Source organism: Amycolatopsis sp. NPDC003865 (assembly GCF_053605345.1).
The window spans coordinates 159,638-180,948 of sequence record NZ_JBSGJA010000017.1; the positions used below are offsets into that span (position 1 = coordinate 159,638).

The following is a 21,311-nucleotide window of genomic DNA, read 5'->3' on the forward strand; positions in this document are numbered from 1 at the left end:
GTGGCCGCCGACCTCGTCCTCACCAACGCCGTCGTGTACACAGTGGACGCCGCACGGCCGTGGGCGTCCACTGTGGCCGTCTCCGGCGGTAAGCTCACCGCCGACGAGGAGGTCGGCCCGGACACCGAAGTGCGCGACCTCGGTGGCGCGTTCGTCATGCCGGGGCTGGTCGACGTGCACAACCACCACGCGATGGCCGGCCGCGCGGACCTGTTCGAACTCACCTTCGGCGCCGACGCGGCGTTCGACGACATCCTCGACGCCGTCCGCGCCCGGGCCGCCGCCCTCGGCCCGGACGAGTGGCTGACCGGCGGCGCCTGGGCGTCCACGCTGGTCGCGAAGCTGTCCACGGTGGCCGCTCGACGCGCGCTCGACGACGCCGCGGGCGGGCGGCCGGTGTCGCTGGCCGACGACAGCCGCCACAACCGCTGGGTGAGCAGCCGCGCACTGGAACTGGCCGGGATCACCGCGGCGACGCCGGACCCGTCCGGGGGCGTCATCGGCCGGGACGGCGCCGAGCCCAGCGGCCTCCTGCTGGAAGCCGCGGGCGTGCTCGTCGAGCGGGTGACCGGCGAGCTGACCCCGCAACAGCACCGGCGCGCGTCACAGCGGGCGATCGAGATCCTGCACGGCTTCGGCGTGACCGCCTTCCAGGACGCCGGGGTCTCGACCGACATCCTCGACGCGCTCAAGGCCCTCGACGACGCCGGCGACCTGGCCGCCTGGGTCGTGTCGTCGCTGCTGGTCAACGACCCGATCTTCGGGTTCGACCCGGTCGGCGCGCCGCTGCTGGAGGTCGCCGGGCGCTACCGCACCAAACACCACCGCCCGGACTTCGTGAAGATCTTCCTCGACGGCGTCCCGCCGACCCGCACGGCTGCGTTCCTCGAGCCGTACCTGCCGGACGAGGTCCACGGCGGCTGCTTCCGCGGTGCGACGACGATGCCGCCGCAGGAGCTGACCGGGTGGCTGCTCACGGCGGCCGCCGCGGGCTTCTCGGCGAAGGTGCACTGTACCGGGGACGCGTCGGTGCGGCAGTTCCTCGACGCGGTCGAGCAGGTGCGCGCGGCCGGGTACGCGAGCACGCGGTTCCAGGTGGCGCACGGGCAGTTCGTGCACCCCGACGACCTCCCGCGCTTCGCGGCCCTCGGCGTGGCGGCGGACATCTCGCCGTTCCTGTGGGTGCCGGGCGTGATCCCCGACGCGATCGCGGAAGTGCTGCCCGCCGAGCGGGCGTCCCGCATGCAGCCGAACCGGACGCTGCTGGACACCGGCGCCTCGGTCGCCGGCGGCTCGGACTGGCCGGTCAGCGAGTCCCCGAACGCGTGGGAAGGCATCGCGGGCCTGGTGACGCGCGAAGACCCGCACGGACGGCGGCCGGGCGCGCTGTGGCCGGAGCAGGCGATCACCCTGGCCGAGGCGATCGAGGTCTTCACCCTCGGCGGAGCGCGGGCGTGCGGCCTGGACGACGTGACAGGGTCGTTGACACCGGGCCGGTCCGCCGACTTCGTGGTGCTGGACCGCGATCCTTTCCGGACCGCCGAGGTCGCCGGGACGCAGGTCGTCGAGACGTGGTTCGCGGGGCGGCGCGTGTTCGCCCGGTAGCCCGGGTCGGTCGCCGCCGGCAGTTTCTCCTACACTGGTAGAGAAACCAGTGCGGGAGGTGCCGGGTGCCCAAGATCATCGACCACGACCAGCGGCGCAGGGACATCGTCGACGTCACCTGGGACCTCATCGTGCGCGGCGGGATCGAAGCCGCGACCATGCGCGAGATCGCCGCCGCCGCCGGGTTCGCCAACGGGGCGCTCAAGCTGTACTTCCCCGGCAAGGAAGACATCATCGCGGCCACCTACGAACGCGCCCTCGACATGATGCGGCAGTACGTCGACCTCGACGGCCTGCGCGGCCTCGGCGCGCTCCGCGAGATCTGCGTGTCCTCGATGCCCATCGACGAGGAGCGCATCACCGCCGGGCGCGTGCTCATGATCTTCTGGCAGATGTCGCTGTCCAACCGGCGGATGCACGACAAGTACCTCGAGCACGTCCGCGAGTGGCGCGGCCTCCTGCACCGCTTCCTGGCGGAGGGTCGCGAAGACGGCGACGTCGTCACCGAGACCCCGGACGAGCAGATCGTCGACGAAATCGTCCTGCTCAACGCCGGAGCGAACGTGATGAGCCTGGTGGCGGGTGAGTTCTCCACGGTCGAGCTCCAGCACCGGCACCTGGAGTCCCTCCTGGAGCGGCTCACCCGCCCTTGACCCCTCAGGCGAAGATCCGCCGCAGGTAGGCCGCCACTTCGGCGTGCGACCGCGGTGACGACGGCAAGTCCGTGTACAGCCCGTAGAACCCGTGGATCTGCCCGGCGTACCGGTGGACGTCGACCGCGACCCCCGCGTCGGCGAGCCGGGCCGCGAACGCCTCGCCCTCGTCGCGCAGGACGTCGTACTCCGCCGTCAGCACCAGCGCCGGCGGCAGTCCCGACAGATCGGCCGACCGCGAAGGCAGCAGGTACGGATCGTCCAACGCGGACGGATCGGGCACGTACTGCGCGAAGAAGAACCGCATCGCGTCGGCCGTCATGCCGTAGCCGGTCGCGAAATCCGCGTAGGAGGCGAACCCGTCGTCCGGGTGACCGAAGACCGGGCAGATCAGCACCTGCGCCGCGATCGCCGGGCCACCGCGGTCCCGCGCCATCAGCGAGACCACTGTGGACAGGTTGCCGCCCGCGCTCTCCCCGCCGACCGCGATCGCCCCGGCGGCCACCGCGGGTCCCGCCCCACCGGCGGCCAGCCAGTCCAGCACCTCGTAGCAGTCGGAAGGCGCCGCGGGGTACGGGTCTTCCGGCGCGAGCCGGTACTCGACAGCGGCCACCGCGACCGACGCGGCCGCGCACACCGCCCGCGAGGCCACCTCGTTCTCGTCGATCGAGCCGATCGTCCAGCCACCACCGTGGATCCAGAGGAACACCGGCACCGGGCCGGCCGCTTCCGGCAGGTACAGCCGCACTCGCAGGCCGCTCGGAAGCCGGTGCTCGGTCACCGACGCGACCGGCGCCACCACGCCCGGACGCGGCCGGGACGCAGCGAAGGCGGCGCGCAGCTCCACAGCCGTCAACGGCCGGTCCGGCGCCTCCGGGCTTCGAGCGAGCAGCTCGCGGACGGCGGGGTCGAGGCTCATGCTCACACCGCTTCCGCGACGAGCACCCGCGGCGAGCCCGGCAGCGTCAGCCGGTCCACCGGCCGCCACCGTGCATCGGCCAGCCAGCCGCGGACGTCGGCCTCCGGGTACACGACCGTGCCGTCGATGACCAGGTACTCCCCCGCGTGCAGCGCGTCGAGCGCCCGCGGCTCGGCGTCGTCGTCCAGGAAGAAGTCGAGCAGCAGCAGCCGCGCGCCCGGCGCGGCCGCGGCCCGCGCGTGCCGCAGGATGGCGCGGTTCTCCGCGGCGGAGAACCGGTGCACCACGTGGTTCACCATGACCAGGTCGAACTCGCCTTCGGGTTCGGCGTCCGGCGTGGGGGCGCCGACGACCGTCGTACGCTCGGCGAACGCCGCCACCGCGGAGGTCACCGACGGCACCGACCGCGGGTCGTAGACGAACGTCGCGCGCAGGACGTCGTTGGCCCGCAACGCGCCGAGGGCGAACTCGGCCGACAGGCCGCCCAGGTCGAGGAGGTTCTCGAAGCCTCCGAAGTCGAAGGCGTGCGCCAATTGCCGAGCGTGTAGGGCGTTATACACCATGACCCCGCCGAGGAAGGTGTCCCAGCGGTCGCCGGTGAGGTCGAGCTCGCCCGGTTCGCCGGTGTCGGTGGTGTGGGCGAACTGCTGCCAGTGGGGGTAGCTGATCGTCTCGAGGAACGTCAGGAACGGCGCGAGGTCCAGGCCTCCGCCCCCGAGGTGTTCGGCGGTGTCGGCGGTGAGCGTGTAGTGACCGTCCACACGGGACAGCAGGCCCAGGGAAGCCATGGTGTCGGCGAGGATGCGGGTGATCTTCTCCGGCCGGCCGGTGCGCCCGGCGAGGTCCGCGGCGGTCGCCGGGCCGTCGGCGAGGGCCGGGAACAGGCCGATCCGGTTGGCGGCGAAGAGCTGCTGCGCGGCCATGTGGCCCACCGCGATGTCCACGATCCGTTCCGGCGTGGCTGGGGTCGTCGTCACGTCGTCCTCCTTCTGTTCGACGCGGACACTCTACATGCGTAGATAAACGAGTCCAGTGCCGATTTCGCCCGCACAGCAACAAAAACTCGTGATGTTTCAACTTCCTACGTTTGTAGAATAAAACCATTGACACCGTACAGGCCGAGTGTCAACATGCGTAGAACTACCCCTGCCGGAGCCCGGCAGTCCGGCCCGCCCCGTCGTGGCGGGCACGAGGAAGGGGAATCCATGACGCTGCTCGAAATCCGGGACTTCACCGTGGGTGTGGTCGCCGGCGGCACCGAGCGCGAACTCGTGCGGGAGCTGTCCCTCGACCTCGCGCAGGGGCGGACGCTCTGCGTCGTCGGCGAATCCGGCAGCGGCAAGACCGTCACCGCCCTGTCGATCATCCGCCTGCTCGAGTTCGTCGCCCCGGTCCGCACCCGCGGCGAGATCGCGATCGACGGCGTGGACGTCACGAAGCTGCCGGCCGACGCGATGCGCGCCTACCGCGGCCCGCGGATCGGCATGATCTTCCAGGAGGCCCTCGACTCCCTGAACCCGGGCCGGCGGGTGGGCGGGCAACTGGTCGAGGCCTACCGCGAAGCCGGGTCGCTCCCGGGCCAGGCTGCCCGGCGCGGCAGCCCGCTGCGCAAGCGCGCCGAGGCGAAGGCACGCCGGCTGCTGACCGAGGTCGGGCTCGCCGACACCGACCGGATCCTGCGGCAGTACCCGCACCAGCTCTCCGGCGGCATGCAGCAGCGGGTGATGATCGCGCTCGCGTTGATGGCCGACCCGGACCTGCTCATCGCCGACGAGCCGACCACGGCGCTGGACGTCACCACGCAGGCGGAGATCCTCACGCTCTTCGACCGGGTCCGCCGCGACCACGGCACCGCCTGCGTGTTCATCACCCACGACATGGGGGTCGCCGCGCAGGTCGCCGACCGGATCGCGGTGATGTACCGCGGCCGCCTGGTCGAGACCGGCTCCCGCGACGAAGTCCTGACCCGGCCCCGGCACCCCTACACCCGCGCGCTGCTCGGCTGCGTACCGCAGCTCGGCGTCAGCCGCCGCGACGGCTTCCCGACCATCTCCCCCACCCTGCTCGAAGCCGCGATGGCCGGCGGCGCGACCGAAGCCGTCGAGACCCGTGCGCTGAAACCCCGGCCGGACCGAGTGGTCGAAGGGCCACCACTGACGATCACCGCGGCGTCCAAAGTGTACGGCCGAAAAGGACGCGTGCACGCCGTGCGGGAGGTGTCCCTGGAGATCCCGGCGGGCGAGTTCTTCGGCCTGGTCGGGGAATCGGGATCCGGCAAGTCCACCCTCGGCCGGCTGGTGACCGCCCTCGAACCGCCGACGTCGGGCACGATCGCCTTCGGAGCGCACGGGATCACGCCCGCCGGGCTGAGCGGCGACGAACGCGCGTTCCGCCGCCGCGTCCAGCTGATCTTCCAGGATCCGCAGAGTTCCCTGGACCCGCGCCACACCGCCGCGCGGATCATCGCCGAGCCGCTGAAGGAGCTGACTCCGTTGCGCGGCGCCGAACTCGACCGGCGCGTCGCCGACTTGATCGACGAAGTCGGCCTGCCGAGGGACACCGCCGGGAAACTGCCTTCACAGCTGTCCGGCGGGCTGCGCCAGCGCGTCTCCATCGCCCGCGCGATCGCCGCGGGACCCGAGCTGATCGTCGCCGACGAACCCACGTCCGCCCTCGACGTCTCGGTACAGGGCCAGGTCATGAACCTGCTGCTGGACCTGCGCCGCACCCGGACGCTCAGCCTGCTGTTCATCACCCACAACCTCAGCCTCGTGCTGGCGGTCGCCGACCGCGTCGGCGTGATGTACCGCGGTGAGCTGATCGAGACGGGCACGCCCGAGGAGATCCGGCTCGCCCCGCGGCACGACTACACCCGGCGGCTGCTCGCCGCCAACCCCGACCTGCCCGCCCTCCCCCACACAGGATCGACGCGCCCATGAAGAGAACTCCCCTGTTCGCCGCCTTCGCCGCCACGCTCACCCTGCTCGCCGGCTGCATGGGGAGCGCCGGCACCACGGCGGCCGCCGACGGGCCGCCGGTCCGCGGCGGCACCCTGACCGTCGCCGTCCCCACCGATCCGCAGTCGCTCGACATGGTGGCCAACCCCGGCCAGGTGACCGCGCAGATCGGCAACATGATGTACGAGAAGCTGTTCGAGGTCGACCAGCACTTCATCGCCCGGCCGATGCTGGTCGACACCTACGACACGAGCGCCGACCGGCTCGGCTACACCTTCAAGCTCCGCCAGGGCGTCACGTTCCAGGACGGCAACCCGCTGACCGCGAACGACGTCGTCGCGAGCCTGCGGCGGTGGCAGAAGAGCCACCGCACCGGCCAGCTGGTCACCCCGGACATCGACGCGATCACCGCGCCGGACCCGGCGACGGTGGCGATCAAGCTCAAGCGGCTGCGCTACTCCCTGATCGACGAGCTGGCCGGTGCGGGCACCGAAATCTACGAGGCCAAGAACCTGGTGGGCCTGCCCGCGACCGGGTTCGGCCAGGACAAGGCGATCGGCACCGGCCCGTACAAGCTGAAGAGCTGGGACATCGGCCAGCAGCTCGTCCTGGAGCGCTACGACGGCTACAAGTCGCGGTCCGAAGAGGACTGGGGCGGGCAGGCCGGCGCCAAGCACGCCTACCTCGACACGGTCGCCTACAAGATCGTCGGCGACCAGGACGCGCTGGTCAACGGCCTGCAGACCGGCCAGTGGGACCACGCGATGCCGGCCAACGACCAGTACGACCAGCTCAAGGCCAACCCCAACCTCGTCGTGCACAACCTGCCCGGCGGCAACGAGAACGTCATCATCCCCAACTTCACCCCCGGCTCGAAGTTCGCCGACCCGCGGGCCCGCCAGGCGCTCAACCTGCTGCTGGACAAGCCCGCCATCAACGCCGCGACCGGCGGCAGCAAGGACCTGACGATCGAGACCGGCGCCTTCGCCTCGCCCGACAACAAGGCTTCGTACTCGACCGCCGGCGAGGACGTCTACCGGCAACACGACCCGGCCCGCGCGAAGCAGCTGCTGGCCGAGGCCGGGATCACCGCCGGGGCGACGATCCACATCGTCACCACGAACTCCTACCCCGAGTTCGGCAAGTGGGCCGTGCTCATCCAGGACGAGCTGGGCAAGATCGGGCTCCAGGCGAAGATCGACACCTACGACTTCGCCACCATGCTCGGCACGCTCACCAAGGACCCGGGCGGCTGGGACATCACGACGCTGTTCTTCGACTCGTCGCTGACCTCGCCCGCCCAGATGCCCGCGCTCACCCTCGGCACGCTGAACGGCTCCTCGTCGCCGGAGCTGGACGGGCTGATGACCGAGTTCACCGCCTCGACGACGCCGGAGCAGGCGAAGGCCGTCATCGACAAGCTGCAGGCTTTCACGTGGCAGCAGCTGTCGGTGATCACGCTGAGCCAGTCGAAGCTCTACGCGGCCTACACCCCGCGGCTCAAGGGCTACGGCGACTTCTACCGCGTCTTCTGGAACTCCTGGCTGGCCGCATGACCGCCGTGCTGCTGCGCCGGCTGCGCGACCTGGCGATCATCCTGGTCATCGTCGGCACGATGATGTTCTTCGTCATCCGGCTCATCCCGGGTGACCCGGCCCAGGCCATCCTCGGCCCGACCGCGCGCCCGGCCGACGTCGCCGCGCTGCGGTCGAGCCTGGGCCTCGACGGCTCGCTCGGGCAGCAGTACCTGAGCTGGGCCGGGCACGTGCTGCGCGGCGACTTCGGGACGTCGATCACCTACCACCGGCCGGTGCTCGACGTGGTCGCCGCCCACATCGTGCCGACGCTGACACTGGCCGTGCTGTCGACGGTCATCAGCTTCTTCCTGTCGGTGGCGATCACGGCGTGGCAGGCGGTGTCACCGCGCAACCCGGTGGTCCGCGCGCTCGACCGGCTCTCGGCGCTCGGCATGGCGATGCCGGACTTCTGGATCTCGCTGGTGCTCGTGCTCGTCTTCTCGGTGACGCTGCGGTGGTTCCCCTCCAGCGGCTACCACGACCTGCTGACCGACCCGGTGGCCGCAGTGCCCGCGCTGGTGCTGCCGGTCACCGTGCTGGTGATCGGGCAGACGGCGTTGTTCGTGCTCACCTTGCGCGAGAGCGTGCTCGGCGAGCTGCCGCTGGCCTACCTGCGCACCGCGCGTGTCAAGGGCCTGCCCGAGCGGCGCGTGCTGCTGAAGCACGTCCTGCCGAACGCGCTGATGCCGCTGGTGACGCAGCTGGGCAGCAACTTCGCGATGCTCGTCGGCGGGATCGTGATCATCGAGTCGATCTTCGTCGTGCCGGGGCTGGGTCACCTGCTGATGGGTGCGGTGTCCACTCGCGACTTCCCGCTGATCCAGGGCGTGACGTTGTTCGTCGCGGTGCTGTTCGTCGTGGTCAACCTGCTGGTCGACCTGTCGTACGCGCTGCTCGACCCGAAGGTGCGGGTCGCATGAGGAACCGCACGCTGCTCGTCGTCTCCGTGCTGCTCGGCCTGATCGTGCTGGCCGTCGTGGTGCTGCCGTTCTTCCTGCCGAGCGTCAGCGCGACCGATCCGGTGCACCGGTTGCTGCCGCCGTCGGCCGCCCACCCGCTCGGCACCGACTCGTTCGGCCGGGACGTGTTCGCCCGGCTGGTGTCCGGCGGCCGCGCGTCGCTCGGGCTGTCCGCGCTGATCACGCTGTGCGCCGCGGTCACCGGCATGGTGATCGGCCTGGTCAGCGGCTTCTACCGGGCGGCGGACGCGGTGCTGATGCGACTGATGGACGCGTGGATGTCGTTCCCGGCGATCATCCTCGCGATGGCGCTGGCCATCTCGCTCGGCGCGAGCATCTGGACCGAGCTGATCGCGCTCACGGTGATCTTCACGCCGTTCACCGCGCGGGTGATCCGCAGCCGCGTGCTCGGCGTCGCCGGGCGGCAGTACATCGGCGCCGCGCGCGTGTCCGGGATGAGCCGCCGGAAGATCCTGCTGGTGCACGTGTTCCCCAACGTGCTGCCCCTGGCGCTGGTGCAGGTCGTCATCCTGGCGGCGGCCGCGATGCTGGTCGACGGCGCGATGAGCTTCCTCGGTCTGGGCATCGCCCCGCCCACCCCGACCTGGGGGAACATGATCGCCGAGGGGCGGTCGTACCTGGTCACCGCGCCGTGGCTGGTCGTGGTGCCGGGCGTGACGATCATGGTCTGCGTGTTCCTGCTCAACCTCGCAGGCTCCGCGCTGCGGCTCGCCGTCGACGCCCGCGCGCGGACGCTCGGCGAGCTGCAGCGGCTCCGCCGTTCCTAGCCGGAAGGACTTCCTTGACGCTCCCGACTTCCCCGGCCGTGCGCCGGTTCTCCCCCAGCGGCCCGCCCGCCGGGCCACCGGTGCTGTTGCTGCACGGGTTCGCCTCCGACGGGCACACCGACTGGGTCAGCACGGGCTGGCCGGCCGCCCTCACCGCGTCCGGCCGCGCGGTCGTGGTACCCGACCTGCCCGGGCACGGCTCGAGCCCGGCGCCCGCCGACGCGACCCCGCAGGCGGTGGTGAAGGAACTGGCTTCGGCGGTCGGCGAGGTGTCCGAGGTGGACGTCGTCGGCTATTCGCTCGGCGCACGGCTGGCGTGGGAACTGCCCGCGCTGCTGCCGGTCCGGCGGCTGGTGCTGGCCGGGCTCAGCCCGCACGAACCGTTCGCCGCGGTCGACGTCGAAGCGGCGCTGGCGTTCGCCGGTGGCGGCAAGCTCCCGGCTGACCCGCTGACCGCCGCGATCGCGCGGATGATCACCGCGCCGGGCCGTGACCCGGTCGCCCTCGCGCACTGCGTCGAGGGTCTGCGCCGGGAGCCGTTCGCGCCGAGCGCCGGGACGATCACGGTGCCGACCCGGTTCGTCGCCGGCCGGGACGACCCGGTCAGCCAGGGCATCGAAACCCTGGTCCCCCTGGTGCCGGGCAGCGACCTGGTGCTGGTCCCGGGCGACCACGGCGGCGCCCTGCGCGGCTTCCCCTTCCGCACGGCCGCCCTCACCTTCCTCGACACCCCCTGACGGCGAGGGGCGGCACTTTCACGTGAAAGTGCCGCCCCTCGCCGTCACCAGGTGCCGGCGGGGTCGACCTCGCGGTCCAGCCAGAGGTGGTCGGCCGCCGTGCGGATCTCCGAGCCGTGCTCGCGCGCCAGTTCGAGGGCGCCCAGGTTGTCGGCCAGCTGGGACTCGCGGCTCACTCCGAACAGGACGTTCGCCACCGGCGCGTACGCCAGGCAGAACGCCAACGCCAGTTGCGCCCGGGTCGCGCCGAAATCCGCCGCGATCGTGCCCAGTTCGGCGGCGGCGTCCACGATGGACTGGCGGATCCCGCCGACGTCGGCACCGATCTTCCGGGCCGGCGCCGCGTTCCCCAGCAGTACGCCGCCTTCGAAGACGTCCGAAGCCTGCAGGACCAGACGTCCGCTCGCGATGTGCTTGCCGTAGTACTCGCCTTCGGCCATCGAGCGGCGGGCGATGGAGTACTTGAGCTGCGCGAACTCCGGAGCCGGCAGGCCTTCGCGGGCGGCGAACGCGTACGCGAGGTCGAGGTCGGCGGCGAGCCAGTTGTTGACGCCCCAGCCGCCGATCCGCCCCGCCCGCACCTGCTCGGCCACTTCCGTGACGACCCGCGGGATGTCCGGGCGCTCCCGGTAGTCCCCCACGACGACGAGGTCCGCGTGGTCGGTGCCGATCCGGCCCAGCGACGTCTCGAGCTGCTCGGCGAAGCCGCTGCGCGGGTAGTCCCAGAGCCACAGCTTCCCGCAGAGCACGTAGTCGTCGCGGGCGATCCCGGCTTCCCGGACCGCCTCGCCGAAGAGGACGTCGGTGCGCGAGTTCTCGGCATGCGGGCCGAAGTCGTAGTGGGCGACGTCGAACAGCGTGACGCCGGCGTCGACGGCGGTCCGCACGAGCCGCACCGCGTCTCCGAAGTCCATCCGGTCCCAGGTGTTCCACGAACCGAGGCCGAAGACCGAGTTTCCGAGCACGCTCACGGGTTTTCCTTTCGTCCCAGCACTTCTTTCGTCTACGATTGTAGAATGAAATCACGGATCGTGGTGGTCACCGGCGGCGCCGGGGGAATCGGCCGGGGTGCCGCCGAAGCGTTTCTCGCCCATGGCGACCGGGTGGTCGTCGCCGATGTGGACGCCCGCGCGGCGCACGACGCCGCCCGGGAGATCGGCGCCGGACACGTCGAACTGGACATCGCGGACCCGGCGTCGGTCGACGCGGCCGTCTCGCTCGTCACCGGCCGGTTCGGCCCCATCGACGTCCTGGTCAACAACGCCGGGCTGGCCGGGGGCGGCGGGCCGATAACCGAGCTGGACGTCGAGGTCTTCGACCGGTGCGTGCGGGTCAACTTCCGCGGCACGTTCCTGATGACCCGGGCGGTCGGCGCGCGGATGACCGCGGGCGGCGCGATCGTCAACGTCTCCTCGATCGGCGCCCGGCAGCCGACACCCGGGCTCGGCCACTACGAGGCCACGAAGGCGGCCGTGGACGCGCTGACCCGGTCCGCGGCCCTGGAGCTGGCACCGCGCGGGATCCGGGTCAACGCCGTCGCGCCCGGGCCGGTGCTCACGCCGATGACCGCCGGGTTCGCCGCCGACCCCGCGGCCCGCGCGGCCTGGGAGGCCCGGATCCCCCTGGGCCGGATCGCCGCGGTCGAGGACGTGGTGCCCGCCGTGGTGTTCCTGGCGGGCGCGGCGCACATCACCGGCGTGAGCCTCGCGGTCGACGGCGGACAGCTGCTCACCTGACTATCCCTTGTGGACGATCCGGCCGCCGGTCACGGTCAGCTCGACCGCGACCGACGGCAGGTCGGCGAGCGCGGTGCCGACGGGATCGGCGGCCAGGACGCAGAAGTCGGCCACCTTGCCCGGTTCCAGAGTCCCCTTCCACGCTGCCGAGCCGTCCTGCAGCGCCGCGTCGGTCGTGTAACACCGCAGCAGCCGCGTGGTCAGCCCGGGCGTGACGCCGCGCGCGCCCAGCAGCTCCCCCGCCGCGGCGAGGTGGACGCGCCAGTCGGGGGTGACGACCGGCGCGTCACTGCTCAGCGTGAGCTGCACGCCGAGGTCCAGGATCTCCCGCAGCGGCCAGGCTTTCGCCGCGACGTCGCGGCCGAGCGCCGTGGCGACCATCGGCCGCATCGCGGTGGCGATCGCGGGCTGCGTGGTCAGGCCGACCCCTCGCGCGGCCATCCGCCGCAGCTGCGCGGGCGTGACGAGATCGCCGTGCACGACGTGGTCGCCGCCGCGCAAGTGCTCGAGGGCGGCTTCGATGCTGCGTTCGCCGGTCGCGTGGACGCCGACGACCAGACCGGCTTCGTGCGCGAGGGTGATCATCGCCGTCAGCGAGTTCGCCCGTTCTTCGTCATCGAGGCCGTCGACGAGCAGCGCGCCGTGCGTCCCGTCGGCGTAGCAGTGGTGCGTCCACGCCGTGTGCATCGGCGGGATCCCGTCGGCGAAGATCTTGACTCCCGGCACGGCGAGCCACTCCGGATCCGCCTCCGGCACGGAAGTCGCCAGGCCGCGCTCGAAGTCCGCCGGAGAACTGGCGCCGTCCAGGAGGCCGAACAGGCGCAGCACGGTGACGCGTGCCCGCAGCCGGCCTTCACGCTGCAGCGCCGCGTACTCGTCGAGGACTTCCGCCGAGAAGCACCCGGTTTCCCCCGGACCGAGGCCGGGCTCGGTGTAGCTGGTGATGCCGAGCGCCGCGCAGACGTCCCCGGCGCGCAGGATGGCGGCCCGGCGGTCTTCGGCGGTGACCACCGGGGTTTCCTCGTGCGGAGCGCCGAGCAGCGGGTGCGGCCAGCGCGCGCCGAGCCAGGTGGCGTGCAGGTGCGCGTCGTTGATGCCGGGCAGCACCGTGCGGCCGGCGAGGTCGACGACCTCGGTGCCGGGTCCGATGTGGCCGGTGACGTCCCCCGCCGCGGCGATGCGGCCGTCCCGCACGGCCAGGCCGTCCGCCACCGTGCCCGCGGCGTCGAACGTGCGGACCAGACCCCCGTGGACCACCAGGTCCGCCGGGCGGATGCGGTGTGCCGTCATGGTTTCCTCCCGCCCTGGACTTTTTCTTCCACGACTGTAGACTAAAAAGATGGCGCTGCCCACCCACACCGACGCCGCCGTCCTCACCGGCCACCACGCCCCTCTCGACCTGCGCGAGCTGCCCCTCCCGGCCGAACCGGAACCGGGCGCCGCCCTCGTCCAGCTCACCTGCACGACGTTGTGCGGCACCGACGTCCACCTGTGGTCGGGGCAGCTGAGCCTGCCCGGCATGCTGCCGATGGTGCTGGGCCACGAGATGGTCGGCGAAGTCGTCGCCACCGGCTCCGGCACCACCGACACGCTCGGCCGCGAACTCCGGCCCGGCGACCGGATCGGCTGGTCGGAGTCCACGTGCGGGAAGTGTTACGGCTGCGCGATCCTGCGGGAGCCGGTCGCGTGCGAAAGCCGCGGCTACGGCTTCCTGCAGCGCGCCGACCGGTTCCCCTACGCCACCGGCGGGCTGGCGCGGTACTGCTACGTGACACCGGGGGCGGCGAAGCTGCTCCTGCCGGACGACGTCGAGGACACGTGGGCGGCCATGTCCGGCTGCGCGGGCAAGACGGTGCTGCGCGCGGTCGCGCGGTCCGGCGGGATCCGTCCGAACGCGACAGTCGTCGTCCAGGGCGCCGGCGCGCTCGGCGTGTTCGCCACGGCGGTCGCACGGCTCTGCGGCGCCGGCACGGTGATCACGGTCGGCGGCCCCGGCGACCGGCTGGCGGCGGCCGAACGCTTCGGGGCCACCGCGACCGTGTCCGTCGAGTCCACACCGGACGAACGCGTCGAGCGCGTGCGCGAGCTGACCGGCGGCCGCGGCGCGGACCACGTCTTCGACTTCGCGGGCGGCCCGACCGTCGGCGCGGAGGCCGTCGCCTTCGCCGCCCAGCGCGGGACGGTCGCGGTCGTCGGGTCGACCGGCCCATCACCGTCCCCCGTGCCGCTCGGCACGGTGATGGGCAAGGAGCTGACCATCGCCGGCTCGCTCAACGGCGACATCGCCGACTACCACCGCGCGGTCGGGTTCTTCCGCGCCTTCGCCGGCCGGATGCCGTGGGCGGAGCTGTTCAGCGCGCCGGTCGGGCTGGCCGGCGCGTCCGCCGCCGTCGAGTCGATGTCCCGGCTCGGCGAGCTCAAAGCCGTCATCGACCCCCGACTGCCCTAGGAGACCCCGTGCGCATCCCCCAGCGCCGCATCGGCCGCGACGGCCCGCTCACCGGCGTGCTGTCCCTCGGCTCGTGGCACACCTACGACCGGATGGACTTCCGCGAGGCCGTCACCCTGCTGCGGACCGCCGTCGAGGCCGGGATCAGCCTCTTCGACGTCGGCGTGTACGGCCTGCCCGGCAGTCCGCCGGTGTTCACCGACGTGCTGTTCTCCGCCATGGTCCGGGCCGCGGGCCTGCGCCGGGAGGACTACCTGCTGTCGGCGAAGCTGTGGCTCGAAGGCTATCCGGAGCACAACCTGCGTTCCCAGCTGGAGAACGCTTTCTTCCGCGCCGGCGTCGCGCACGCCGATCTGGTGATCCTCGGCGACCTGCGCCGCGACGACACCGACCTGCACACCCTCGTGACCGACCTCGCCGAGCTGCACTCGGCCGGGCTGATCGGGCAGTGGGGCGTCAACAACTGGTCGGCTTCGGCGATCCGGGCGGTGCACGGCTTCGCCGCCGCCGACGGAGTGCCCGGGCCGGCGATCGCGCAGCTCAAGTACAGCGTCGCGCGCCGGTCCATTCCGGACGGCGACCCGTTCGCGTCGGTGTTCTCCCTCGGTGTCTCGCTCCAGGCGTCGGACGTCTTCGAAGGGGGCGTGCTGCTCGGGAAGGGCGGCCGCCCGGTCGGCCGCGACCCCGGCGACGTCCGGCAGCGGATCGCGGACTCGGCGGCCGGGCTCGCGAAGGTCGCCGCGAGCGTCGGGGCGACGCCGGCGCAGCTGTGCCTGGCGTTCACCCTCACCCACCCCGCGACCACGACGACGTTGTTCGGCGCCACCAGCGTCTCGCAACTGGAGGACGACCTCGCGGCGGTCGCGCTGGTGGACCGGGTGGGCGCGGCCGACCTGCGCGCGCTGGTGGAACCGTTCTGGGCGGACCGCGGTGCCGTCGACCCGGAGGGGCCGTGAACCTCTCCGCCGAGACGCTGCCGTCCGTCCGCGCGTCGCTGCGCAACCTCACACCCGGGGAAGCGATCGGCGACCGGGACATCGTGTGGTCGGACCACGTCCTCGACGGCGGCGTCGTCGTCACGGTCCTGCGGCCGCGGCTCGCGCGACCGGACGCGCCCGGGCTGTACAGCATCCACGGCGGCGGGATGGTCATGGACGACCGGTTCGCCGACCTCCCGCGGCTGGTGGCCTTGATCGAGGAGTTCGGGTTCGTCTGCGCGACGGTCGAGTACCGGCTCGCCCCGGAGCACCCGCACCCGGCACCCCTCGAAGACTGCTATGCGGGTCTCGTGTGGTTCGCCTCGACGTACGGTTTCCCGCGGCTGATCGTCGGTGGCGGCAGCGCGGGCGGCGGGCTGAGCGCGGGCGTGGCGTTGCTGGCGCGTGATCGCGGCGGCCCCGCGTTGACGGGGCAGCTGCTGCTGTGCCCGATGCTCGACGACCGGACGTCGGCGGACCTCCCGGATCTCGTGTGGACCCGGGAGGCCAACGACTTCGGCTGGCGCAGCCTGCTGGCCGGGCAGACGTCCCCGTACGCGGCGCCGGCGCGGATGGCGGATCTCGGCGGCCTGCCGCCCGCGTTCGTCGAGGTCGGCGGGGCGGAGCTGTTCCGCGACGAGGACGTGGCCTACGCCCAGCGGCTCGCGCGGGCGGGAGTGCCGACGGAACTGCACGTGTGGGCGCAGGCGCACCACGGCTTCGACCGGTCCGCCCCGGAAGCGGAGGTGACCCGGGCGGCCCTGGCGGCGCGGTCTTCGTGGCTGCGCCGGCTGCTCAGCTCCCCAGGATGAACTTCGCCGCCTGCTCGCCCACCAGAACCGCTGGTGCGTTGGTGTTGCCCGTCGTCACCCGGGGCAGCACCGACGCGTCCGCGACGACCAGCCCTTCGAGACCGTGCACCGCCAGCCGCGGGTCCACCACCGCCGAGGAGTCCGTTCCCATCCGGCACGTCCCGACCTGGTGGTGGTAGCTGATGGCAGTCCGGCGGACGTACTCGCCGACGTCGTCCGCGGGCCCCGGGTACAACGGTTTCGCGCCCCACTCCGAGGCCAGCGCCGGGGCCCGGCCGACCGCCCGGCACTGCTCCACCGACGCCACGAGGCTCTCGAAGTCCGCCCGTGACGACAACGCGCCCAGGTCGATCAGCGGCGAGCCGTCCGGGGCCAGCCGCAGGCTGCCCCGGCTCGCCGGGGCCACCATCCCGGCCATCAGCGAGAACCCGGTCGGCGGCCCGGACATCCACGGCTCGTACATCGGCACGCTGAAGCAGATCGGCTGCGTGTCCGGCACGGCCAGCCCCGGGCGGCTGCGCCAGAACCAGTGCACCTGCGTCACCGACCGGCCGGAAGCCGGCGGCCCGACCTCCCGCGAGGTCGTGAAGATCACCGGGGAAAGCAGGTGATCGTGCAGGTTCCGCCCGACCCCCGGCAGGTCCGCGACGACGTCGACGCCGAGCGCGCGCAGCTCGTCGGCCGGGCCGACGCCGCTGCGCAGCAGGATCGCGGGCGAGGCCAGCGCGCCCGCGGCGAGGACCACCAGGTCCGCCGAAAGGGAGCGCACCTCGTCGCCGAAGGAAGCCACCACCCCGGTCACCCGGGAGCCCGAGACGACCAGGCGGTCGACCAGCGCTCCGGTGTGGACAGTCATCCGGGAAGCCGCGGGCAGGCCGTACGCCTGCCACGTGGTGAGACGCCGGCCGTCCCGCACGGTGATCCGCTCGACGGACACGCCGTCCAGGGTTCCGCTGGTGCAGTCCGGGTTCAGCGGCACCCCGGCCGAGACACACGCGTCCACTATGGACCGCTGGATCGGGTGCAGTGGTTCGTTCGGCACGACGTCGAGCAGGTCTTCCTCGATCCGCGCGAACACCGGCTCGACCTCGGCCCAGGTCCAGCCGGGCAGGTCCCAGCCGTCGTAGTCGGCCGGTGCGCCGCGGACCCAGATCATCGCGTTGAGCGCGTGCGAACCCCCGAGCACGCGCCCCCTCGGCAGGTGCAGGCGCCGGCCGGCCGCGTGCGGCTGCGGGACCGTGTACAGGTCCCAGTCCTCCGGCCCGTGCCACAGTTCCCCGGCCCGGGCAGGGTCGTGGACGGCGGGGTTCCCGTCGGGACCGCCCGCTTCGAGCAGCGTCACCGCCGCACCCGCGTCGGCCAGCCGCCGCGCCACCACCGAACCGGCCGAGCCGGCACCCACCACGATCACGTCCATGCGCCCCAGCCTGGCTCGCGCTCGGCCGCACCGGAGGCATCCCTTCGCGGTCGGTCAACGGGCCTGCGTGAGCGGACAAGACCCGCGGCCGCGCGGCGCCCGATACTCGGCTCACCGAAGGCCGAGGAGGAACCCGGAATGGCGACACGCCTGTGCATCGACGGACAGTGGACCGAAGCCGGCGGCGGTGCCCTCCCGACGCGCGACCCCGCCACCGGCCGGGTGCTCGAAGAGGTCGGCACGGCGGTCGGGGCCGACGTCGACGCCGCCGTCGCGGCCGCCCGGCGCGCGCTCACCGCGCCCGGATGGGCCGGGCTGCTTCCGGTGCAGCGGGCCGCGCTGCTGTTCCGGCTGGCCGACCTCGTCGAGCGGCACCACGAAGAGCTGGCCCGCCTGGAAACCCTCGACCAGGGCCAGCCGATCGGCGTGTCCCGGCGGGTGAGCGTGACCGGCGCGGCGGAGCACTTCCGCTACTTCGCGGGCTGGGTCACGAAGCTGCAGGGCACGACCAACCCGGTGTCCTTCCCGGACACCCTGCACTACACGCGCCGCGAGCCGGTCGGGGTGAACGCCCTGATCACGCCGTGGAACTTCCCGCTGATGATCCTCGCCTGGAAGCTCGCCCCGGCGCTCGCCACCGGCAACACGGTGGTGATCAAGCCCAGCGAGGTCACGCCGCTGACCAGCATCCGCCTGGTCGAGCTGGTCCACGAAGCCGGCATCCCGGCGGGCGTGGTCAACCTCGTCACCGGCGACGGCGCGGTCGGCGCGCTGCTGACCGGGCACCCGGACGTCGACCATGTCTCCTACACCGGCTCCACCGCGGTCGGGAAGCTGATCACCACGGCGAGCGCGGCGTCCAACCTCAAGCGCCTCACCCTGGAACTCGGCGGCAAGGCCCCGAGCGTCATCGCGGCCGACGCCGACATCGACGCCGCCGTCGCGGGCAACCTCGCCGGCGCCACGCTCAACACCGGCCAGGTCTGCGCCGCGTACACGCGCTTCTACGTCGATCGCAAGCGCGAGCAGGAGTTCGTCGAGAAAATGGCGCGCGGTCTCGAGGGTCTGCGGCTCGGCCCCGGCACGGACGAGGCCACGCAGCTCGGCCCGCTGGTGTCCGAGAAGCACCGCGAACACGTCGACTTCCTGGTCGGCACCGGCCGTGAGCAGGGCGCCGACCTGATCACCGGCGGCGCCCCGGTCGAGCGCGACGGCTACTTCTACGCCCCGACGCTGTTCGCCGGCGTCCGCGACGACATGACCATCATGCGCGAGGAGATCTTCGGCCCGGTCCTCGCCGTGACGCCCTACGACGACGGCGACGAGCTCCTCGGCCGCGCCAACGACACCGAGTACGGCCTCGCGGCGACGGTGTGGACGCGCGACCTGCGCACCGCCCAGCGCTACGCGGACGGCATCCGGGCCGGCGCGGTCTTCGTCAACATGCCGCCGATCCCGGACATGGCGGCGCCGTGGGGTGGCTACAAGGCGTCCGGCTGGGGCCGCGAGATGGGCCCGTGGGCGCTGGACGCGTACACCGAAGTCAAGTCCGTCTGGCTCCACTACGGCGGGTGAAAGGGGTTTCCCCACGTCGCAGATCGTATATTATTTGAAATACCTTCTCCGAACCGGCAGGCAGGACCACGGATGACGACCCTCCCGCAGCGGCCCGGCAAGATCATCGCCCTGCATCTCAACTACCGCTCCCGCGCCGCACAGCGCGGCCGGGTACCGGAGCAGCCGTCGTACTTCCTCAAGCCCTCGACGTCCGTCGCGGCGAGCGGTGCCGCGCTCGAACGGCCGGCGGGCACCGAGCTGCTGGGCTTCGAAGGCGAGATCGCGCTGGTCATCGGCCGCACCGCCCGCCGGGTCTCCCCCGCCGACGCCTGGTCGTACGTCGGCGGCGTCACCGCCGCCAACGACTTCGGCGTCTACGACCTCCGCTACGCCGACAAGGGCAGCAACCTGCGGTCGAAGGGCGGCGACGGCTTCACCCCGCTCGGCCCGGCGGTCCTGTCCGCCGCCGGCGTCGACCCGGCCGCGCTGCGGCTGCGGACCTGGCTCAACGGCGAGCTGGTCCAGGAGGACACCACGGCCGACCTGCTGTTCGGCTTCGGCAGGCTGGTCGCCGACCTCTCGCAGCTGATCACCCTCGACCCCGGCGACGTCGTCCTGACCGGCACGCCCGCGGGCGCGTCGGTCGCCGTCCCCGGCGACGTCGTCGAGGTCGAGGTCGACACCGCCGGGCACACCACCGGCCGGCTGGTCACGCCGATCACCGCGGGGACCGTCCCCTTCGGACCGTACGGCGCGCTCCCCCGTGTGGACGAGCAGCAGCGGGCAGACGCGTACGGAACGTCCACTCCGGACTTCGTGCTGACCGCGGACCTGAAGCGGCGCATCGAATCCGTAGGCACCGCGACGCTGTCGGCCCAGCTGCGCAAGCGCGGCCACAACGCCGTGTCGATCGACGGGCTGACGTCGACCCGGCCCGGTACCCGGCTGACCGGCCGCGCGCGGACCCTGCGGTACCTGCCCTACCGCGAGGACCTGTTCACGTCCCGCGGCGGCGGCTACAACGCGCAGAAGCGGGCGATCGACGGCCTCGGCCCCGGTGACGTCCTGGTCATGGAGGCCCGCGGCGAGCGCGGTACCGGCACGGTGGGCGACATCCTGGCGCTGCGGGCGCAGGTGCGCGGCGCCGCCGGGATCGTCACCGACGGCGGGGTCCGCGACCTGGCCGCGGTGTCCGCTTTGGACATTCCCACCTACCACGCCGGGCCGCACCCGGCGGTGCTCGGCCGGCGGCACGTGCCGTGGGACGTCGACGTCGCGATCGCCTGCGGCGGCGCGGCCGTGTGCCCCGGCGACGTGATCGCCGGCGACGGCGACGGCGTTCTCGTCATCCCGCCGGGCCTCGTCGAGGAGGTCGTCGAGGCGGCGATCGAGCAGGAGCTGCAGGAGACGTTCATCGCCGAGCAGGTCGCCGCGGGCGAGCGCGTCGAGGGCCTCTACCCGATGGACGAGCACTGGCGCGGGAGGTACGCCGCATGGCTCGCGAAACGGTGAACGGCACCGCGATGAGCAAGTCGCGGATCGCCTACGAGTGGATCAAGGCGCGGATCGCCGACGGCACCTTCTCCCCCGGCTACCGCCTCGTGCTCGGCCAGCTCGCCCAGGAGCTCGGCGTCAGCGTCGTCCCGATCCGCGAAGCCATCCGGCTGCTGGAAGCCGAAGGGCTGGTGACCTTCGAGCGCAACGTCGGCGCGCAGGTCGCTATGGTCGACGAACGCGAGTACCAGCACACGATGCAGACCCTCGCGCTCGTCGAGGGGTACGCCGCCGCGCTCGCAGCGCCCCTGCTGCCGCCCGGCGCGCTGGCCGCGGCCCGGGCGTTGAACGCCGAGCTGGCGGACTGCCTCGGGCACTTCGAACCGGCCCGGTTCACCGCGCTCAACCGCGACTTCCACGCCGTGCTGTTCGGCGCCTGCCCCAACCCGCAGGTCCTCGACCTCGTCCGGCGCGGCTGGGACCGCCTCAGCGGCCTGCGCACCTCGACGTTCAGCTTCGTCCCCGGCCGCGCCCGGCAGTCCGTGGCCGAGCACGAGCACATCCTCGGCCTGCTCGGCGCCGGCGCCCCCGCCGCCGACGTCGAGCAGGCCGTCCGCGCCCACCGGCTGGCCACCCTGGACGCCTTCCTCGCCCACCGCCACCCCTGACCTCCA

The 21,311-nt window shown here is 72.5% G+C and carries 19 protein-coding genes; 14 read left to right on the forward strand and 5 right to left on the reverse strand.

The window, feature by feature from the left end; translation table 11 throughout:
* Together ACWEVP_RS34175 and ACWEVP_RS34180 are read left to right on the forward strand one after the other, a co-directional pair.
* Positions 1–1,605, forward strand: coding sequence for an amidohydrolase (locus ACWEVP_RS34175; RefSeq protein ID WP_452066704.1), 1,605 nt, complete (start codon positions 1–3; stop codon positions 1,603–1,605).
* A 65-nt stretch (positions 1,606–1,670) separates the two neighbouring features.
* Entirely contained in the window at positions 1,671–2,258 is a 588-nt protein-coding gene (locus tag ACWEVP_RS34180; protein WP_452066705.1) for a TetR/AcrR family transcriptional regulator, read from the forward strand.
* A gap of 4 nt (positions 2,259–2,262) precedes the next feature.
* Here the strand turns inward: ACWEVP_RS34180 and ACWEVP_RS34185 are convergent, their stop codons facing one another.
* Together ACWEVP_RS34185 and ACWEVP_RS34190 are read right to left on the reverse strand one after the other, a co-directional pair.
* Entirely contained in the window at positions 2,263–3,177 is a 915-nt protein-coding gene (locus ACWEVP_RS34185; RefSeq protein ID WP_452066706.1) for an alpha/beta hydrolase, read from the reverse strand.
* A 2-nt stretch (positions 3,178–3,179) separates the two neighbouring features.
* A complete protein-coding gene (locus ACWEVP_RS34190) occupies positions 3,180–4,154 on the reverse strand; it encodes a methyltransferase family protein (protein ID WP_452066707.1) in 975 nt (324 codons plus the stop codon).
* A gap of 228 nt (positions 4,155–4,382) precedes the next feature.
* Here ACWEVP_RS34190 and ACWEVP_RS34195 point away from each other — a divergent pair, with 228 nt between their 5' ends.
* From ACWEVP_RS34195 to ACWEVP_RS34215, 5 genes are read left to right on the forward strand one after another with little or no spacing between them, the layout of a single operon-like run.
* The gene (locus ACWEVP_RS34195) at positions 4,383–6,116 is read left to right on the forward strand and encodes a dipeptide ABC transporter ATP-binding protein (RefSeq protein WP_452066708.1); all 1,734 of its coding nucleotides are present in this window, start codon (positions 4,383–4,385) and stop codon (positions 6,114–6,116) included.
* Entirely contained in the window at positions 6,113–7,690 is a 1,578-nt protein-coding gene (locus tag ACWEVP_RS34200; RefSeq protein ID WP_452066709.1) for an ABC transporter substrate-binding protein, read from the forward strand. Before ACWEVP_RS34195 ends, ACWEVP_RS34200 begins: the two co-directional genes overlap by 4 nt.
* Positions 7,687–8,631, forward strand: a complete 945-nt coding sequence (locus ACWEVP_RS34205; protein ID WP_452066710.1) for an ABC transporter permease — start codon at positions 7,687–7,689, stop codon at positions 8,629–8,631. Before ACWEVP_RS34200 ends, ACWEVP_RS34205 begins: the two co-directional genes overlap by 4 nt.
* A complete protein-coding gene (locus ACWEVP_RS34210) occupies positions 8,628–9,458 on the forward strand; it encodes an ABC transporter permease (protein WP_452066711.1) in 831 nt (276 codons plus the stop codon). Before ACWEVP_RS34205 ends, ACWEVP_RS34210 begins: the two co-directional genes overlap by 4 nt.
* A 14-nt stretch (positions 9,459–9,472) precedes the next feature.
* Positions 9,473–10,195, forward strand: coding sequence for an alpha/beta fold hydrolase (locus ACWEVP_RS34215; protein ID WP_452066712.1), 723 nt, complete (start codon positions 9,473–9,475; stop codon positions 10,193–10,195).
* 44 nt (positions 10,196–10,239) lie between these two features.
* Here ACWEVP_RS34215 and ACWEVP_RS34220 read toward each other — a convergent pair whose 3' ends face one another.
* Entirely contained in the window at positions 10,240–11,166 is a 927-nt protein-coding gene (locus ACWEVP_RS34220) for an aldo/keto reductase (RefSeq protein ID WP_452066713.1), read from the reverse strand.
* A gap of 45 nt (positions 11,167–11,211) precedes the next feature.
* Here ACWEVP_RS34220 and ACWEVP_RS34225 point away from each other — a divergent pair, with 45 nt between their 5' ends.
* Positions 11,212–11,931, forward strand: a complete 720-nt coding sequence (locus tag ACWEVP_RS34225) for an SDR family NAD(P)-dependent oxidoreductase (protein WP_452066714.1) — start codon at positions 11,212–11,214, stop codon at positions 11,929–11,931.
* Here ACWEVP_RS34225 and ACWEVP_RS34230 read toward each other — a convergent pair whose 3' ends face one another.
* Positions 11,932–13,221 carry an amidohydrolase gene (locus ACWEVP_RS34230; RefSeq protein WP_452066715.1) on the reverse strand — a complete coding sequence of 430 codons (1,290 nt, stop codon included), beginning with the start codon at positions 13,219–13,221 and terminating at the stop codon, positions 11,932–11,934.
* Positions 13,222–13,270: 49 nt separating this feature from the next.
* On the opposite strand from ACWEVP_RS34230, the gene ACWEVP_RS34235 reads away from it, so the two are divergent.
* The 3 genes from ACWEVP_RS34235 to ACWEVP_RS34245 are packed head-to-tail and all read left to right on the forward strand — an operon-like array spanning position 13,271 to position 16,169.
* Positions 13,271–14,380: a zinc-binding dehydrogenase gene (locus ACWEVP_RS34235; RefSeq protein ID WP_452066716.1), complete on the forward strand. Its 1,110-nt coding sequence runs from the start codon at positions 13,271–13,273 to the stop codon at positions 14,378–14,380.
* Positions 14,381–14,388: 8 nt separating this feature from the next.
* Entirely contained in the window at positions 14,389–15,336 is a 948-nt protein-coding gene (locus ACWEVP_RS34240; RefSeq protein WP_452066717.1) for an aldo/keto reductase, read from the forward strand.
* Entirely contained in the window at positions 15,333–16,169 is an 837-nt protein-coding gene (locus ACWEVP_RS34245) for an alpha/beta hydrolase fold domain-containing protein (RefSeq protein ID WP_452066718.1), read from the forward strand. The genes ACWEVP_RS34240 and ACWEVP_RS34245 overlap by 4 nt, the downstream gene beginning before the upstream one ends.
* On the opposite strand, the gene ACWEVP_RS34250 is transcribed toward ACWEVP_RS34245, so the two are convergent.
* Positions 16,153–17,586 carry a GMC family oxidoreductase gene (locus ACWEVP_RS34250; RefSeq protein ID WP_452066719.1) on the reverse strand — a complete coding sequence of 478 codons (1,434 nt, stop codon included), beginning with the start codon at positions 17,584–17,586 and terminating at the stop codon, positions 16,153–16,155. The genes ACWEVP_RS34245 and ACWEVP_RS34250 overlap by 17 nt on opposite strands.
* Before the next feature lie 138 nt (positions 17,587–17,724).
* Here ACWEVP_RS34250 and ACWEVP_RS34255 point away from each other — a divergent pair, with 138 nt between their 5' ends.
* The 3 genes from ACWEVP_RS34255 (at position 17,725) to ACWEVP_RS34265 (ending at position 21,305) form a co-directional block, all read left to right on the forward strand.
* Entirely contained in the window at positions 17,725–19,161 is a 1,437-nt protein-coding gene (locus tag ACWEVP_RS34255) for an aldehyde dehydrogenase family protein (protein ID WP_452066720.1), read from the forward strand.
* Positions 19,162–19,233: 72 nt separating this feature from the next.
* Entirely contained in the window at positions 19,234–20,655 is a 1,422-nt protein-coding gene (locus ACWEVP_RS34260) for a fumarylacetoacetate hydrolase family protein (protein ID WP_452066721.1), read from the forward strand.
* Positions 20,637–21,305: a GntR family transcriptional regulator gene (locus tag ACWEVP_RS34265; RefSeq protein ID WP_452066722.1), complete on the forward strand. Its 669-nt coding sequence runs from the start codon at positions 20,637–20,639 to the stop codon at positions 21,303–21,305. The genes ACWEVP_RS34260 and ACWEVP_RS34265 overlap by 19 nt, the downstream gene beginning before the upstream one ends.
* The last annotated feature ends 6 nt before the right edge of the window (positions 21,306–21,311 follow it).